At 53.6% G+C, this 13,870-nt stretch carries 16 protein-coding genes, 3 tRNA genes and 1 pseudogene; 12 read left to right on the top strand and 8 right to left on the bottom strand.

Annotated features, from left to right (window positions below; translation table 11 throughout):
- Positions 1 to 37: 37 nt before the first annotated feature.
- Genes VB016_06280 through VB016_06270 form a run of 3 tightly spaced genes read right to left on the bottom strand, consistent with a single transcriptional unit; the run spans position 38 to position 700 of the window.
- Positions 38 to 238, bottom strand: a complete 201-nt coding sequence (locus VB016_06280; protein ID MEA4978133.1) for a hypothetical protein — start codon at positions 236 to 238, stop codon at positions 38 to 40.
- Complete coding sequence (locus VB016_06275) at positions 204 to 347, bottom strand: hypothetical protein (GenBank protein MEA4978132.1); 144 nt, start codon at positions 345 to 347, stop codon at positions 204 to 206. The genes VB016_06280 and VB016_06275 overlap by 35 nt, the downstream gene beginning before the upstream one ends.
- Positions 347 to 700 (bottom strand): hypothetical protein, encoded by a 354-nt coding sequence (locus VB016_06270; protein MEA4978131.1) that lies wholly within the window; start codon positions 698 to 700, stop codon positions 347 to 349. Before VB016_06270 ends, VB016_06275 begins: the two co-directional genes overlap by 1 nt.
- A 75-nt stretch (positions 701 to 775) precedes the next feature.
- Here VB016_06270 and VB016_06265 point away from each other — a divergent pair, with 75 nt between their 5' ends.
- The 4 genes from VB016_06265 (at position 776) to VB016_06250 (ending at position 2,498) form a co-directional block, all read left to right on the top strand.
- Positions 776 to 1,489, top strand: coding sequence for a TraB domain-containing protein (locus VB016_06265; GenBank protein ID MEA4978130.1), 714 nt, complete (start codon positions 776 to 778; stop codon positions 1,487 to 1,489).
- A gap of 4 nt (positions 1,490 to 1,493) precedes the next feature.
- On the top strand, positions 1,494 to 2,156 hold the full coding sequence (gene thyX, locus VB016_06260) for an FAD-dependent thymidylate synthase (protein MEA4978129.1): 663 nt from the start codon (positions 1,494 to 1,496) through the stop codon (positions 2,154 to 2,156).
- Between the two features lie 38 nt (positions 2,157 to 2,194).
- Positions 2,195 to 2,386, top strand: coding sequence for a 30S ribosomal protein S17e (locus VB016_06255; protein ID MEA4978128.1), 192 nt, complete (start codon positions 2,195 to 2,197; stop codon positions 2,384 to 2,386).
- Positions 2,387 to 2,421: 35 nt separating this feature from the next.
- A tRNA-Arg gene (locus VB016_06250) sits at positions 2,422 to 2,498 on the top strand.
- Positions 2,499 to 2,506: 8 nt separating this feature from the next.
- Here VB016_06250 and rqcH read toward each other — a convergent pair.
- Entirely contained in the window at positions 2,507 to 4,438 is a 1,932-nt protein-coding gene (gene rqcH / locus VB016_06245; protein ID MEA4978127.1) for a ribosome rescue protein RqcH, read from the bottom strand.
- A 129-nt stretch (positions 4,439 to 4,567) separates the two neighbouring features.
- On the opposite strand from rqcH, the gene VB016_06240 reads away from it, so the two are divergent.
- Both VB016_06240 and VB016_06235 read left to right on the top strand, forming a co-directional pair.
- A tRNA-Thr gene (locus VB016_06240) sits at positions 4,568 to 4,642 on the top strand.
- Between the two features lie 43 nt (positions 4,643 to 4,685).
- Positions 4,686 to 5,015, top strand: coding sequence for a hypothetical protein (locus tag VB016_06235; GenBank protein MEA4978126.1), 330 nt, complete (start codon positions 4,686 to 4,688; stop codon positions 5,013 to 5,015).
- On the opposite strand, the gene VB016_06230 is transcribed toward VB016_06235, so the two are convergent.
- Both VB016_06230 and hypE read right to left on the bottom strand, forming a co-directional pair.
- Entirely contained in the window at positions 5,016 to 6,197 is a 1,182-nt protein-coding gene (locus VB016_06230; protein MEA4978125.1) for a DUF1015 domain-containing protein, read from the bottom strand. It lies immediately after the preceding gene.
- Positions 6,198 to 6,248: 51 nt separating this feature from the next.
- Positions 6,249 to 7,295, bottom strand: a complete 1,047-nt coding sequence (gene hypE, locus VB016_06225; GenBank protein ID MEA4978124.1) for a hydrogenase expression/formation protein HypE — start codon at positions 7,293 to 7,295, stop codon at positions 6,249 to 6,251.
- Between the two features lie 91 nt (positions 7,296 to 7,386).
- Here hypE and VB016_06220 point away from each other — a divergent pair.
- Positions 7,387 to 7,462, top strand: a tRNA-Arg gene (locus tag VB016_06220).
- 61 nt (positions 7,463 to 7,523) lie between these two features.
- Here the strand turns inward: VB016_06220 and VB016_06215 are convergent.
- Both VB016_06215 and VB016_06210 read right to left on the bottom strand, forming a co-directional pair.
- A complete protein-coding gene (locus VB016_06215; GenBank protein ID MEA4978123.1) occupies positions 7,524 to 8,021 on the bottom strand; it encodes a YbhB/YbcL family Raf kinase inhibitor-like protein in 498 nt (165 codons plus the stop codon).
- Positions 8,022 to 8,074: 53 nt separating this feature from the next.
- A complete protein-coding gene (locus tag VB016_06210; GenBank protein MEA4978122.1) occupies positions 8,075 to 8,641 on the bottom strand; it encodes a MarR family winged helix-turn-helix transcriptional regulator in 567 nt (188 codons plus the stop codon).
- A gap of 317 nt (positions 8,642 to 8,958) precedes the next feature.
- On the opposite strand from VB016_06210, the gene VB016_06205 reads away from it, so the two are divergent.
- From VB016_06205 to VB016_06185, 5 genes and pseudogenes are all read left to right on the top strand, one after another.
- The gene (locus VB016_06205) at positions 8,959 to 10,158 is read left to right on the top strand and encodes a DMT family transporter (GenBank protein MEA4978121.1); all 1,200 of its coding nucleotides are present in this window, start codon (positions 8,959 to 8,961) and stop codon (positions 10,156 to 10,158) included.
- A gap of 1 nt (position 10,159) precedes the next feature.
- On the top strand, positions 10,160 to 10,444 hold the full coding sequence (locus tag VB016_06200; GenBank protein MEA4978120.1) for a hypothetical protein: 285 nt from the start codon (positions 10,160 to 10,162) through the stop codon (positions 10,442 to 10,444).
- Positions 10,445 to 10,585: 141 nt separating this feature from the next.
- Positions 10,586 to 12,049: pseudogene (locus tag VB016_06195) on the top strand (trimethylamine methyltransferase family protein).
- A 46-nt stretch (positions 12,050 to 12,095) separates the two neighbouring features.
- Complete coding sequence (locus VB016_06190; protein MEA4978119.1) at positions 12,096 to 13,547, top strand: trimethylamine methyltransferase family protein; 1,452 nt, start codon at positions 12,096 to 12,098, stop codon at positions 13,545 to 13,547.
- A 5-nt stretch (positions 13,548 to 13,552) separates the two neighbouring features.
- A partial coding sequence (locus VB016_06185) for a B12-binding domain-containing protein (protein ID MEA4978118.1) occupies positions 13,553 to 13,870 on the top strand: 318 nt, incomplete at its 3' end.

Genomic DNA, 13,870 nt, shown 5'->3' with positions numbered 1-13,870 from the left:
GCTCAGGGATGCCCGGGCATAATTAAAACCATGTCCATCACCGTCTTCTCATAAGTGCCGCGGTAAGGATGAAGAAAAGCGCTCCTGTGCCGAACAGGTACATTATGCTGAACTCCGGCGTGACCATCCAGTCCCCGATATAGAGGTCGAACCCCAAGAGGTCCCTGTGCTCCCGGACCTCTCCCGCGAATGCAAACGTGTAATCAAGGGTCGGCGTTCCGAGTATGTCCCGGGCCATGGCCGCCGAATGGGTAGCTGGCCGCGAAGCCGTCGAATGCGGCTTTGGACCCGATCAGTGCGGTTATGAAGAACACGAAAGCACAGGATGAGAATACGGATGGGATCATCAGCACCATCCCGATGCTGCAGACATCGGCGCCGAACACATACCCCGGGCTAACATGAACGCTTCTCCGAGTATCAGAAAAACGAAAGCCATTGTCAGTCCGATTATAAATGTCGAGAGAAGATATCCGGCAGCGATCGTGAAAGAACTCATGGGCGCGGCCTTCAGGTCGTCGAGCGCGTCCATCAGCGAAAAGAACACCGAAGCGCGGTCTCCTGTCGTGCTCTTGCCGGCGCCGTTCGGTCCCAAGAATGCAAAAAGCTGATTCTCGCCCACGCTGAACGAGACATCATCGACGGCGAGAAAATCCCCATAACTTTTGCTGAGTCCGGCGACCTTGATTATCTCGGGCATAAAGCCAGATTACAATTTCAACGAATATAATGTTTAGACCTAACACTTTTATTGTTTGGCACCATGGTACGGACGATGTTGCTCATCATAGGCACCGGCCACGTTTTCAAAATAGATGAGCAGGTGCGTTTCATCATCAAAAACACATGGCCCGATGCAGTACTGGTGGAGCTGGACGAGAAAAGGTTCAGAGTGATGGACGGGACGTACGAGCATCCGAAGGACCAGAGGCCGATAAAGTTGCCAGGCATAGCGAAGTCCTTGGGCAAGACTCAGAGCCGCACGGCATCCCAGTTCGGAACATACGCAGGTCTCGAGCTCCTCGAGGCATGCAGGGCCGGGAAGGCGGCCGGCGCCGAAGTAATATTAATGGATGGGGACGTGGTCGAGATGCTCCTCAGGATGTGGGACGAGATGTCATTTATCGAGAAGATGCGCTGGCGTTTATCGGGAACTAAAGACAGAAGGTCCTCGCGGAAAGACGTGGAAGAGACACAGAAGGATTTTTCCGATAACGAGAAGGAATATATGGACGAAATGCGGCGCCGTTATCCCACAATGATGCGCATACTCCACAAGGAGCGCAACGAAGCCATGGCCAATGAGATCGCAGAAGCTTCCAAGAGACACGACAAAATGGTAGCGGTCGTGGGCGATGCGCACGTCGAAGGCATAGTCGAGCTGCTTCCAAAGGACATGGACGTGAGGAAGGTTCGTTTGGCGGACATAAGGGATGAGCAGAAGATAGGTAAGCTGATGTCCGATATATGGTATGAAAGGCTTGGATGATAATATGAGAGTTACGCTTCTTTCTTACACCAGGGACGCGGCCGAGATATGCGCCGCCGCAGGCAGGTCATGCTATTCCGACAAACCCGCCGACGAGATCATCGGGACAGGGGATGCCGAGAGGTCGCTGGGGCAGATCGTTTCCATGGGGCACCACTCCGTTATAGAGCATGCGGTTTTCACGTTCTCGGTCTCAGGGGTATCGAGGTCGCTGACACATCAGCTGGTCAGGCATCGCATAGCGTCGTTCTCTCAACAGTCCCAGAGGTACGTCCCGCTAAAGGAGCCGACCTATGTCATACCGCATACCGTAAGCAATGACCCCGAGGCCCTGGAGATCTACAAGGACGCCATGGAAAAGATATGGGAGGCATACTCCCGGCTGGGCGAGAAAGTGCCCGCCGAGGATGCGAGGTACATACTGCCCAACGGTTGCACCACAAACATCACGATAACGATGAACGCCCGCGAGCTGCTGCACTTCTTCGATCTCAGGTGCTGCGAGAGGGCACAGTGGGAGATCCGCGAGATGGCGGATGAAATGCTCAGGCTTTGCAGGGAAATCTCTCCCACGATCTTCAAGGATGCCGGCCCCCCCTGTGTCAGGGGCCCATGTCCAGAAGGCAGTAAGTCCTGCGGTCGCCCCAAAAGAGTTAAAAAGCCTTAAATAGGGAATATACTTAATCGGTTCACTCGGTGAAAGATATGGGAAGGATAAGACCCACATACATCAAGAGAGTGTCCATTGAGCTCCTCAACAAGTATCCCCAGGCATTCAGCAGGGACTTCGAGAACAACAAGGAGATGGTGAGCACCCTCACAGACGTAACCTCGATTAAGATGAGGAACAGGATTGCGGGATACATCTCACGCTACCTTTCTCACCCTGAGGTTTAAACACCTTAGTCGCAAGACTTTTTCCGCACCTTTTTGCTCGCGTGGGGTAGCTTGGATATCCTGAGAGATTGCGGATCTCTTGACCCGGATTCGAATTCCGGCGCGAGCGCCACGTTCGGATTAGTTACTGGACTCTTTAGGCCAGAATTTTTCTGTTATTTCGGAATCTCCGGGCGGCAATATTCCTGATATTTCTTCCTCGGGCACTTCGAAAGCTTTCGCAATATCGGAAGCGGTCTTCTTGTTCTTGCCTCTTCCCGGCCTTATGACGAAGTACTTTTCGGATGTCTTTTCGATGACTTCCCTCGGGCCGCACATGATCTTCCTGCTTCCCTGGTAATCGATCTCTCCGACCGCGAGCTCCGTCTGTATATGATATTCGTAGTTCCTTTTTCCGCGCACTATGAAGGCTCCGCGGGGGACGAACTCACCGGGATTCGGAGTCTTGCTTACCTGGTCGGGATAGACCCAGAACGCGCTTCCGTCGGACATGGCGGAAACCCAGGCCTTGGAATGGCAGAATGCGAATGCGCATGCCTGTTTCAGCTCATCGGGCGTGGCAACGCTGCCTTCCTTGAAAACGACCGAGGGGGCGCCGTGTATGTCCGCGTGAACATACACATCGCCGTCTTTCAGGTGTTTTTTGACGATGTTGTCGTTGCTGTGGGCGTCCTTTCCTGCGATTATGAGTTTTCCTGTCCCGGTAAAGAACCACTTGTAGCGGTTGAACCAGAATTGTTTGGTAGGTTGCGCGCGGGTAAGTGCAATATGCCTCTCCTTTTCGAACCCCTTCTCTTTCTTTACCAGTTCTTCGCGGCTCATCTTAAGCGCGTCTTCGGCTCTTTTACCTTTGTCGCCTATGTCCTTGCCCTTCTGATATATGATGGAGGCGTTCGTGTCCACGCCTTTAGTGTAGTCCAGAATGACCTTGCGCCCGCTCAGGGTGGCCGTAATTTTGTTATTTGAAGGATCTATGGACGAAACGAATGGAATTTTCATCGCACCCTCGGACAGCTTGTCCCAGGGCAGCCTCTTCGACTGCTGGCCCAGGACCGTAAGGAGCTCGTCGGCCCGCTGATAGTCGGTGTACAGCGCATCGGCATCAAGTCTGAACTCCTCGGCGGCCATCTCATAATCGGCGACGGTCTCTTCTTGTTTCTCTATACGGCGCCTCAGCTTCAGGATTTCCGGGTCCACGTAGTCCTCGACCGCGGTCACGTCTGTTTCCTTGAGCATGGCTTCTATGGCCAAAGACATTGTTTCGTAGTGTTCTGCGTCCGCCTCGCCGTAAGAAAGCAACCTGACAGGTGCTAGGTCTACGATCTTGCCGTCCTTGCGGTATGCGGTGGGCTCCGGAGAAGATGCCGCAGAAGAAACGAGTTCCACTATTTTTTCGAAGACGGCCCTTAATTGTTCGTCGTTAACGGATTTGGACGTGGCCTTTTTATCGACGCCGGCGCGGACGCAGATCTCTTCGGCGTACTGACCGCCCAAGTTCACCGAGGTCGCCAACGTCCGGACAGTATCCGAATCGGATGACCGGAAAAGGGCCGCGAATTCATCGAACGTCGATATTCCCGGTTCGAAACGGGGTTTCGGCATGATATACTCCTCGCCAGGCCTGGCCGCCCTGTCTCTGTAGGTCTTGTGTATGAGGCAGTTGACGATCTTCCCCTCTGATACGAGTAGGACGTTCCCTCCTCCGAATATTTCGAATATCAGCTGATAATCCGTTTCACCCTTTCTGAGTTCCGTGACCACGACACGGTCGAACCCCGCCTGCCTGGTCTTCCCGATCCTGGCGTTGTCCAGATATTTACGCATGAAGGACGCGAAGGACGTCTGGAGCACGGGGGCCTCTGGTTTGACCGGCGGCATGTACAGCCATTTTTTGTCTTTGAAGAAAAGTTCCTTCTTACCGCCCGTAACGCTTATTCGAAACAGTACGTTTCCCGCGCCCCAGTGGAAAATCTTGTCCATGTGGGCGCCCTCGAGGACGGACATCTCCGATACCACGGAGCGGACGTCAAGGGAACTCATCTCTTTCTTCATAGTCTGGCGTAGGCGCACTAATCAGATATAGTTTCTTCAAAATAACCGGGCCGCATGCTGGAATCATAAGTGCTCTTCAGATTATACCAGAAACCTTTATCAATCATATATTGATTAGGCACCCCACAGGCCGCTGTGGCTAAGGGGTATAGCGACGCCTTGGTAAGGCGTAGGTCGAGGGTTCAATTCCCTCCAGCGGCTCCATTTTAATCCCTTATGTTTTTAATCTACGTTGCGATGCTCTGGCATGGCGATGGGGCCGATAGACTTCTTTGTTTTTGCACTTTTTATCGCTATAGCGTTATTTCTCGCGTTCTTCGGTACCAGGGCGCGATGCGTCGAGATGGGCACATGTGTCGAGGAAAATGTCAATGCGGGCTCCCCCCGGACGACCGGAAGAAACGATGCCGAAGTGCTGTGGAAAAGAAGGTCGTTCATGCTCTTCGCGCTGACAGCGATTTTCATCATCTGTGCCACGACGGTGATGCTGGGCTTCATATTGGTCGGGCTGACCGTGGCCGCCGTAGTATTGACTGCGGCCACGGTTTTCGCCAGGGCCCGGGCCCCGATAAGATGATCAGTCCATCCGATAGATCACGAAGCCGGACCAGATCTTCGGGAAGAAATATGTGGTTTTCTTGGGCATGCGCTTGCCCTGCATAGAAAGATTCCAGACCGTATCGAGGCTTGGTCTGTTGAGGACCACGGCCAGGTCGTAATCGCCGGCGGACATCTTTATTTTCACCGAAGAAAGCTCTGCGTCGTAATCGACCTGGGACTTTCCCTCGTCCCATTTGTAGATATCCTTCAATATCTTCTCCTGGACGACATATGTGTCTAAGTTCCAAATGCCCTCTCCGGAATAACGTGCGAGATAGCACTTTCCGGAACGGAACCTGAGCCCCATCATCCAGTTCTCCAGGTCTTTCTCCATCTCCTCTGCGGAGACCTCTTTCATCTCGAGGGATTCGGACATCTTCTTTATCGCGTTCTTCTCGGAGATGCTTTCGGTCTTAACGAGGCGGTGCGTCGGCCAGATGGACAGGCCGGAGTCCGATGAGGATACAAGGGTGGCGAGGACGTAGCCCTTCTTTTCGGATCCGGGATTCTCCCGGGAATACGCCAGAGCGGTCTCGTATCTGTGATGGCCGTCGGCTATGAGCACCTTCTGGTCGCTCAGTTCGTACGTTATCTCGTTACAGACCTTCTCGTCGACCAGACGGTAATATTTGTGTTCCACGCCGTCGCTGTCGACGTACCTGCAGACAAGCATGGCATTGTCCCTGATCTTTCTGTTCAATCCAGGATTGAACGAATCATAAATGCCGAATATAGATTCCAAATGGGACTCCATGTCCCTGAGCAGGTTCAGGCGGTCGGCCTTTACTTTTGAGAACGTTTCCTCGTGCGGAACAACGTTGCCGTCCTCGTAAGGCTCGGTCTTCAGTATTCCGACGATGCCCGTGCGGGTCATCTTCCTGCCTCCGTCCTCGAACGTCTGCTCGTAGATGTAGAAAGAGTCCCCGTCCTGTTTCAGCGAACCGTCCGCGATCCATTTGTCCAATTCCTGCCTGGAACCGCGGTACCTTTTGTCCTGGTCCGGGTCGAGCGTAAGTCTGGTGATATTGTGTGCATGGCTCTGCAGTTCCACCAAGTAAGATGGATCGATAACATCGTAAGGGGGGCTGATCCTGTCGCCTACAGATTCTCCGCTTCCGATCGCGGGCCTATATCCTGGGAAAGGTAAGAATGTAACCATATTTGCTCGTCCAAAGCATATACTACGGCTATATCAAATAACCGCGGTCGCTTAGCAGATCCTCGGGACCGGGTCGCCGATGGGCGGCTCCAGTATGCGTCTGCCGCCTACCTCCGTCTTTAGTATCACCCTTCCGGGGCCTTTGCCGGCATATCCGATCAGGGACGCGTCCTTACCTTCCGGGGTCGACCTCAGCATCTTCAGCACGGCGTCCGCCATTTCAGGGACGCATGCCACGACGCATTTGCCCTCGTTCCCTATGCTCAGCGGATCGATGCCCAGAAGGTCGCACGCGTTTACGACGCCGTCCCTGATGGGGATGGACGTATATTCGACGTCGATCTCCACGCGGGATTTGGAGGCGAGCTCGTTCAGAGTGTTAGCGAGGCCCCCGCGCGTTGAATCCTTCATTGTGACGATGCCGCCTACCCTGAGTGCCCTCTCGATCATCATGTTCAGCGGGGCCACGTCGCTTTGGACCTCGCTCTCGAACCCGTACCCTTCGCGGAAGGACATCAATGCGACCCCATGGTCCCCGACGTAGCCGGATACGATTATGGCGTCGCCGGGCGCTATGTTCGAATCGGTGCACCAGTTGTCGGTGACGTTGCGGTATTCCTTCGCTTTGGCGAAGTTGGCGTCCAGATATTCGGACCTTCTTCCAATGGCCGAAGTGGCCATGAACATCTGGTCTACCGCGCCCGCCTCCACGACCTTCGTGTCGCCGGTCTCGATGGGCACGCCGCATTCCAGGCAGGTCCTTCCCGCGCTCGACATGACCCTGTCGACGATGTCGATATCGAGGCCCTCCTCGATTATCGTAGAACAGCCGATGGCAAGGGGCTTCGCGCCCATGACAGCTATATCGTTAACTGTTCCGGAGATTGAGATCTTGCCCAGATCTCCGCCCGGGAAGAACAGCGGCTTGACGGTGTGCCCGTCGATCGTGAAAACTATGCCGTCCACGACGGCGGAATCATCCATCGAATCCAGCGGAACATCCGATTTTACTTTGGGAAAATGGCAGATGATATGTTTCGACAGGAATTCCTGCATCGCTTCCCCGCCGGCACCGTGGTTCATTACGACCTTTGTCATTGTTGCGTGATGAAGTAACGTGGATAAAGACTTGTTCAGGGAGAGCTAGGAACGGATAATAAAAATAAGGCTTCAGCGGTAGAGGCCGTGTGGACCCTTGGGGTAGTGGATCATCCTGTTGGCCTTCGAAGCCGATGACCTGGGTTCGAATCCCAGGGGGTCCGCCATTGTCTTCAGGACGACGTCGTCGGCGGAAAGAACGGCCTGAACCTTAAACGTGTACCGCCGTCACTTCCCGCCGGCGGAGTACAGCCCGGACACGCTCGCGATGGCCAACTTGCCCTTTTGGATTTCTCTGATGAGCTCGCTGTAGGTGAAACCGTCTTCGAGGTCGAGCAACCTGTTCACGGCGAATATCTGGAGGGTATAGGTGTGCCTCCCGCTGGTAGGCCACATACCTCCGTATTTCACGTTCGTGAATCCTCCTTCGTGCCCGCTGTAGCTGCTGTAGCCTTGCAGGAAATCCGTCGCGGTAAGGCTCTCGTTCTCCTCGACCTTCGTCCGCCTCAGATTGGCCCCCATCCAATTGATCCATGGAAATCCGAGCTCGGGAACGGTGTCGTAGTCAATCAGGATGAACGCGAAAGAAACCGTGCCCTCTGGAGGATTGATTATTTCGAACGGAACAGAACGGCTGGGGATAACTTCGTATATGGATTCGTCCCCCCTCGAACCGAACCTGTCCTCGAACCAGCCGTCAACGATGCCCGAGCTAACAACTTTCATCGATGTCCCCCGTCTACGTATCGTCGGTCGTTTATTTACATTGTCCGACAAGATTATCTTTTCTCTTTCGGCGCGCGGCCCGAAATGAAGAACCTGTCCCCGTCTCCCGGAGGGTTGGTATGAAGCAGAGTATAGTACGGGTTGTCGAAGGGAGACGATATATAGTCGTCGAGTTCCGGGTCCATGCTCCTCAGGATAGTGATCAGAGTATCCCTCATTTGCAACAGGTCCTCTGTTTCAACATTCCCGAAGTACTCCTCCATCTTCGAGTCTTCGAAATTCATCACGCGCTCGGCCAGGTTCCTGCCCATTTCGGTGAGGTGGATCTTGTACCTCCTGCTCTTAGGGGTCTTGCGGTCGTTGTATACGTACCCACCCTGCATGAGTGTCTTGATTACTCTGCTTGTGTTGGCAACGTCGTAATCCAAGAACTTCGACAACTCCACCATTGTCTGTCCGTCCTTCAGGTTCAGTGCGATCAGGTATATCGTGTGCGCGCTGGTCAGTCCCGTGTCCGCTATCTCCTCGTTGACGTTTTTTCTCATTATTTTCGTCACACGATCGAAGAATATCGGAAGGAAAGAACTCCAATATGGACTCGTCCAGCGTCCGCCGTTCATGCTTTCACCAATACGAGTCAGTTATTATAATTATGTAAATGTGGCGCGAGGACTTCGTACTTTTAAGGTCAAGCCTGGGAGGAAATTTACTAATCCCCGCGATCGTGCGGTCATCCGCCCGATGGTGCACCATGCACGTGTGTGTATTTAATAATTGAGTTGTCAATGTAATTATTTATTACACTGCAATAAATATGCATAATTGTACAATTATTTATGAATATTATCTTAGTTATCAATTCAATTTTAAAAAATGAGCGAATCAGTACATAAAAAATACAAGATTCACTTTGACATATCAACCTATATATTGAGTTATCATCAACATTATATATTGCGGATGTAATGTTTCATCCAACAGTGCGCTCCACAAGGGACACTCGTTAGGGGGAGGTACTCTGGAAGAGATACTCGATAAAAAGACGGCCGGCGGCGTTTTCGCCGACGCGGATAGAAGTTCTATTGAAGAGAAACTTGAGATCGAAAGGAAAAACCGAATAAAATGGGGATTCGTATGGGCACTTCTATGTGCTCTGACATGGGGGTTGGGATACGTCCCGCTCCAGATGGCATGGTCTGTCGAACCGTTCGTCAACTTCCAATTCGTAGAGGGGATGGGCGGATATGTCGTCAGTGCAATCATGATCTCCGCTGGACAGGCGATAATCTTCGGTCTCGTACTGATGGTCATATGGGCAGGCGCGACAGGCAAGCTCAGAGACGTGGGAAGGATAGTCCGCAACCACCGGATCAGCAGATGGCTGCTGGTCGGCTCTCTGTTCGGAGGCCCGGTCGCCATCTTCGGGTCCACGCTCGCGATCGGTTACATCGGTGCAGGATTCGCGGCGTCCATCGGATTGCTCTCCGCAGTCGTCGGAGCATTGGTCGGATGGCTCTATAACAAGGAAAAGATGACCAGGAAGACTGCGATCGGAATACTGGCCATACTCGTGGGCGGAGTCATAATCCTCGACCCTCAGGCTATGATAGAAAACATTGCGAACCCCGCATCTCCCGATGGAGTATGGCTCGGTTACCTGGGCGGTATAATGTCCGCTATTGGATGGGGACTCGAAGGGAACTTCTCGGTCCGTGCTTTGGATGTTACGGATTCCGATGCCTCGCTGCCTGTCAGATACATCACCGAGTCTTCGATCTGGCTGATTATAATATTCCCTATCACACTGATCGCAATAGGTCCTGGCATCTTCGCCGACATATTCATCGCATCCTTCACCAGCGGAGCCTTCGTTTTCTGGATGGTGCTCGGAGCTCTCACTCTAGGGATATGCTACGTGTGCCAGTACAAATCATTCCCTCTGCTGGGCGTAGGGCGCACCCTCGCCCTCGGATCGCTGTACGTCCCTGTCTCCCTGATAGGGTTGTTCGTATTCCTCGGTGTAGCCCCGACATGGACGCTCGCCATCGGAGCGGTGATCGCGGTCGCAGGGATGTTCATAATGTATTGGGAAAGCGGAGACCTGAAATCATCCAACCGCACCAGGGGAGGTGAATGAGATGGCTGTTCTGTCTTCTAAATCCAAATTGTTGAAATTCTATGAAAAAGAAGGGGAAGTATGGGAGCACAAAGCGATAAAGGAGGTCATGACCCAGGAGGGTCGGACCTCTGCGTACTGGTTCTCCAACGCCCGTTTCTGGCTCATCGAACTGGAAGCCAACGGGCTCCTCGAGCTGGTGGACACAAGGATCGACGAGGGGGAGCTGGAGAAGGGCAAGCTTCTGCACAAGTACAAGATCACCGACTACGGCCTTTCGAGAGCCGAATCTATGTTGAGGGATTGAAATGGATATGGGATTTGAATATTTTGCATGGGCGGGAGCCGAATACGCATTCATAGGACTGGCCGTCGTCCTGACAGCAGTAGTGATCTACCTCGGAAGAACGTTTTTCAAGAAGATTTGAAGAAATAAAGAGGAAACGTAATGAAATCAAAAACAGAAATACTATCTAAAGCCGACATGGACAAGATCCATGCGGCGACCCTTAAAGTGCTATGGGACACGGGAATCGTTGTGAATCATGCCAAGGCAAGGGAGATATTGAAAGAGGCGGGCTGCAAAGTCGACGACGAAACAGGGGCCGTGAGGTTCCCTGCCGATATCGTGGAATCCGCCATCAAGAAGGTGCCGGAATCCTTCATGATATACAGCCGCGACGGGAAACACAACGTCAAGATGGTCAGCGACGGGTCAGAGACCCATAACATGACCTTCGGCGTGGGAGTCAAGCTCACTGAATACGTATCTCCCGGAAAATACAGGACCAGGGACGGAACGCTCGAGGACCTTGCGAAGATCGCGAAGGTCACCGACGCCTGCGAGAACATCGATTGGTTCACATTGCCGATATCTGCGATGGACCTTGTCGGAAAGGAATGCGCCAGGACGCTGTACGAGACGATGGCCATCGTCGCGAACTCATCGAAGCCGATACTTCTGGACCCCGACCCGGAATACCTTCAGGAATACTTCGACATAGAGTGCGCTTGCTACGGCGGAGATGAGGAGAGGGCTAAGAAAGAGCCCTTCTTCATCGTAGGCGGATGCCCCACGAGCCCGTTGCAGCTGGACCACCACGCATGTGAGCTGGCCGTCAACTGCGGAAAATACGGTTTCCCGATGATGTGTCTCAGTATGGCGATGGGCGCGGCTTCCGCGCCCATCTATCTCGCGGGCACGCTGGTCGTGCACAATGCCGAAGTGCTTTCAGCCATCGTCATAACTCAGCTGGCCAACCCTGGAATGCCCACGATATACGGCAGCTCGACCACGTCCTTTGATTTCTTCTGCGACTCTGCACCGGTAGGCTCTCCCGAACTGGCACTTATTAGCGCCGGTGTCGCGGAACTGGCGAAGTACTACCGCATGCCCTCGATCGTCGCTGGTACCTAGGCTGACGCAAAGGTCCCCGACGAGCAGGCCGGGCATGAGAAGACGATAACCAACCTCATTCCCACTCTGGCTGGGGCCTCGACAGTCTACGGCGCAGGAATGCTGGAGCTGGGCATGTCGCTGTCCCTTGAGCAGATGGTCATCGACAACGACATCATCGGCATGAACAAATATGCTGCGAGAGGGATAGAAGTGAATGAAAAATCTCTCGCGGTCGATTCTATAAAGGACGTCGGCGCAGGCAAAGACTTCTTGGGACTGCAAGAGACCATGATGAACGTCGGACTTCCATCGCACCCCGCGATCATTGACAGGCGCATGATCGGATTGTGGGAGAAAGACGGATCCAAGGACCTGGCAGAAGCGGCACATGATAAGGTGCTCTATATTTTGGAGAACCACAAGCCGGAACCTCTAAGCGAGAAGGCCGCCAAGAATATAGAACGGATAATCGAGAAAGCGAATGAAAAACATTTCGCGGGAAGAAAAAAATGACCCAGAATGTTTTTAACGTCAGATTGAAGAAAAACGAGGCGCGCCGATGAAAAATCTGAAAGCAGACGTATTATCCAAAGAAGAAATAGAAATGATACATGAGGGGAGCCTCGAAGTACTCTCTCAGACAGGTATCAGGGTGGCTCACACAGGTGCGAGGGCCATCATGGAGCGCGCCGGCTGCACGGTCGACGAAAGCAGCGGAATCGTCAGAATACCCCGAGATGTCATTAACGGCGCGTTGAAGAGCGTCCCCAGAATGTGGACGTTCAGCAGCCGGGACGGCAAGCATGACGTCAAGATGGTGTCCGACGGTTCCAGAACCAATTTCATGAACTTGGGGATGGGAACGAAGGTCTGCCATTACGTATCGGAGAACAGGTTCGACACCAGGGACTCGACGATCCCCGACATAAGGGACATTGCTAAAGTCCTCGACGCCTGCGAGAATGTGGATCTTGTGACGCAGCCCGTGTCTGCCCTGGACCTCATGAACAAAAGGTGCGTACGCACCCTCCACGAGGTAGAGGCCATGATCACCAACACCTCCAAGCCGTTCCTTCTGGATCCGGACCCGAATTATGTCGATGCATACTTCGACATTATGAAGGCCTGCTATTCAGGGGACGGGGAGGAGGCGCGGAAGAAACCGTTCCTCATGGTCGGCGGATGCAGCTCCAGCCCGCTTCAGCTGGACACATCGTTCTGCGAACTGGCAATCAAGGCAGGAGAATACGGTATGCCCTTCATGTCCATGACGATGGCCATGGCAGGGACCACATCGCCCGTGACCCTCGCGGGGACGATGGCGATCCACAATTCGGAGGCACTCGCCGGGATAACCCTGGCGCAGCTGGTAAAGCCCGGGCTGCCGGTCATATACGGAAGCTGCACCACGGGGTTCGACTTCATGACCGACACAGCGCCCTTCGGATCTCCGGAGAACGCGTTGATCAGTTCGGCCAGCTCGCAGATGTCACAGTTCTACGGCGTGCCATGCATCACATCGGGAGCGATCTCCGATTCCAAATGCCCCGATTTCCAGTCGGCGCAGGAAGCGACGCTCAACGCGATGCTGCCTGCACTGAACGGCACGTCCAACGTGTTCGGCGTGGGACTCATCGAGCTGGGAATGACCTTCTCGCTCGAACAGGCGGTCATGGTGAACGACATGATACCCTTGGTGAGGCGTGCCCTAGAAGGATTCGAGGTCAACTCGGAGACCCTCTCTATCGATGCCATAAAAGAAGTGGGGGTCGGCGGGGAGTTCATCTCGAGGCCGGAGACGATGGCTGGAATGTTCGGGCACACCCATCCTGAACTGTTCGACAGGAACATGTACGATGGATGGAAGAGCACGGGCGGAAGGCATACGGTGGAACTGGCTCATGAAAAGGTCCGGTCGATCCTCGAGGAACATGTTGCGACCCCGATAGATGCCGACGATATGAAGACAATTCAAAATATAATCAAGGAAGCAGACAAAAAGGTATTGTGAAGAATATGACTCAGAAAGATCTGAACGAGAGAGCGAAGAAGGCCGTCACGGCCTACGACCAGAAAGCATCCGCGGAAGTCGCCAAGGAGGCGATCGCGAAAAAAGCCGACCTGGTGAACCTGATCCAGGAAGGATACACCGCGGGGATCCAGGAAGTAGGGGACCTGTACCAGGCGAAGAAGCTGTTCCTGCCGCACATCATGTCGGCCGCCAACGCCATGAACGCGGGCGTGAACCTTCTCACCCCTGAGCTGGAGAAATCCGGAAAATCGGCGGGCGAAGGCCTCGGAAAGTTCCTGATATGCACCATCGAGGGAGACATA

It is taken from the genome of Methanomassiliicoccaceae archaeon, assembly GCA_034928305.1.
Lineage (GTDB): Archaea > Thermoplasmatota > Thermoplasmata > Methanomassiliicoccales > Methanomethylophilaceae > VadinCA11.
The sequence above is the reverse complement of the archived record's forward strand: the minus strand, read 5'-3'. Positions and strand labels throughout refer to the sequence as shown.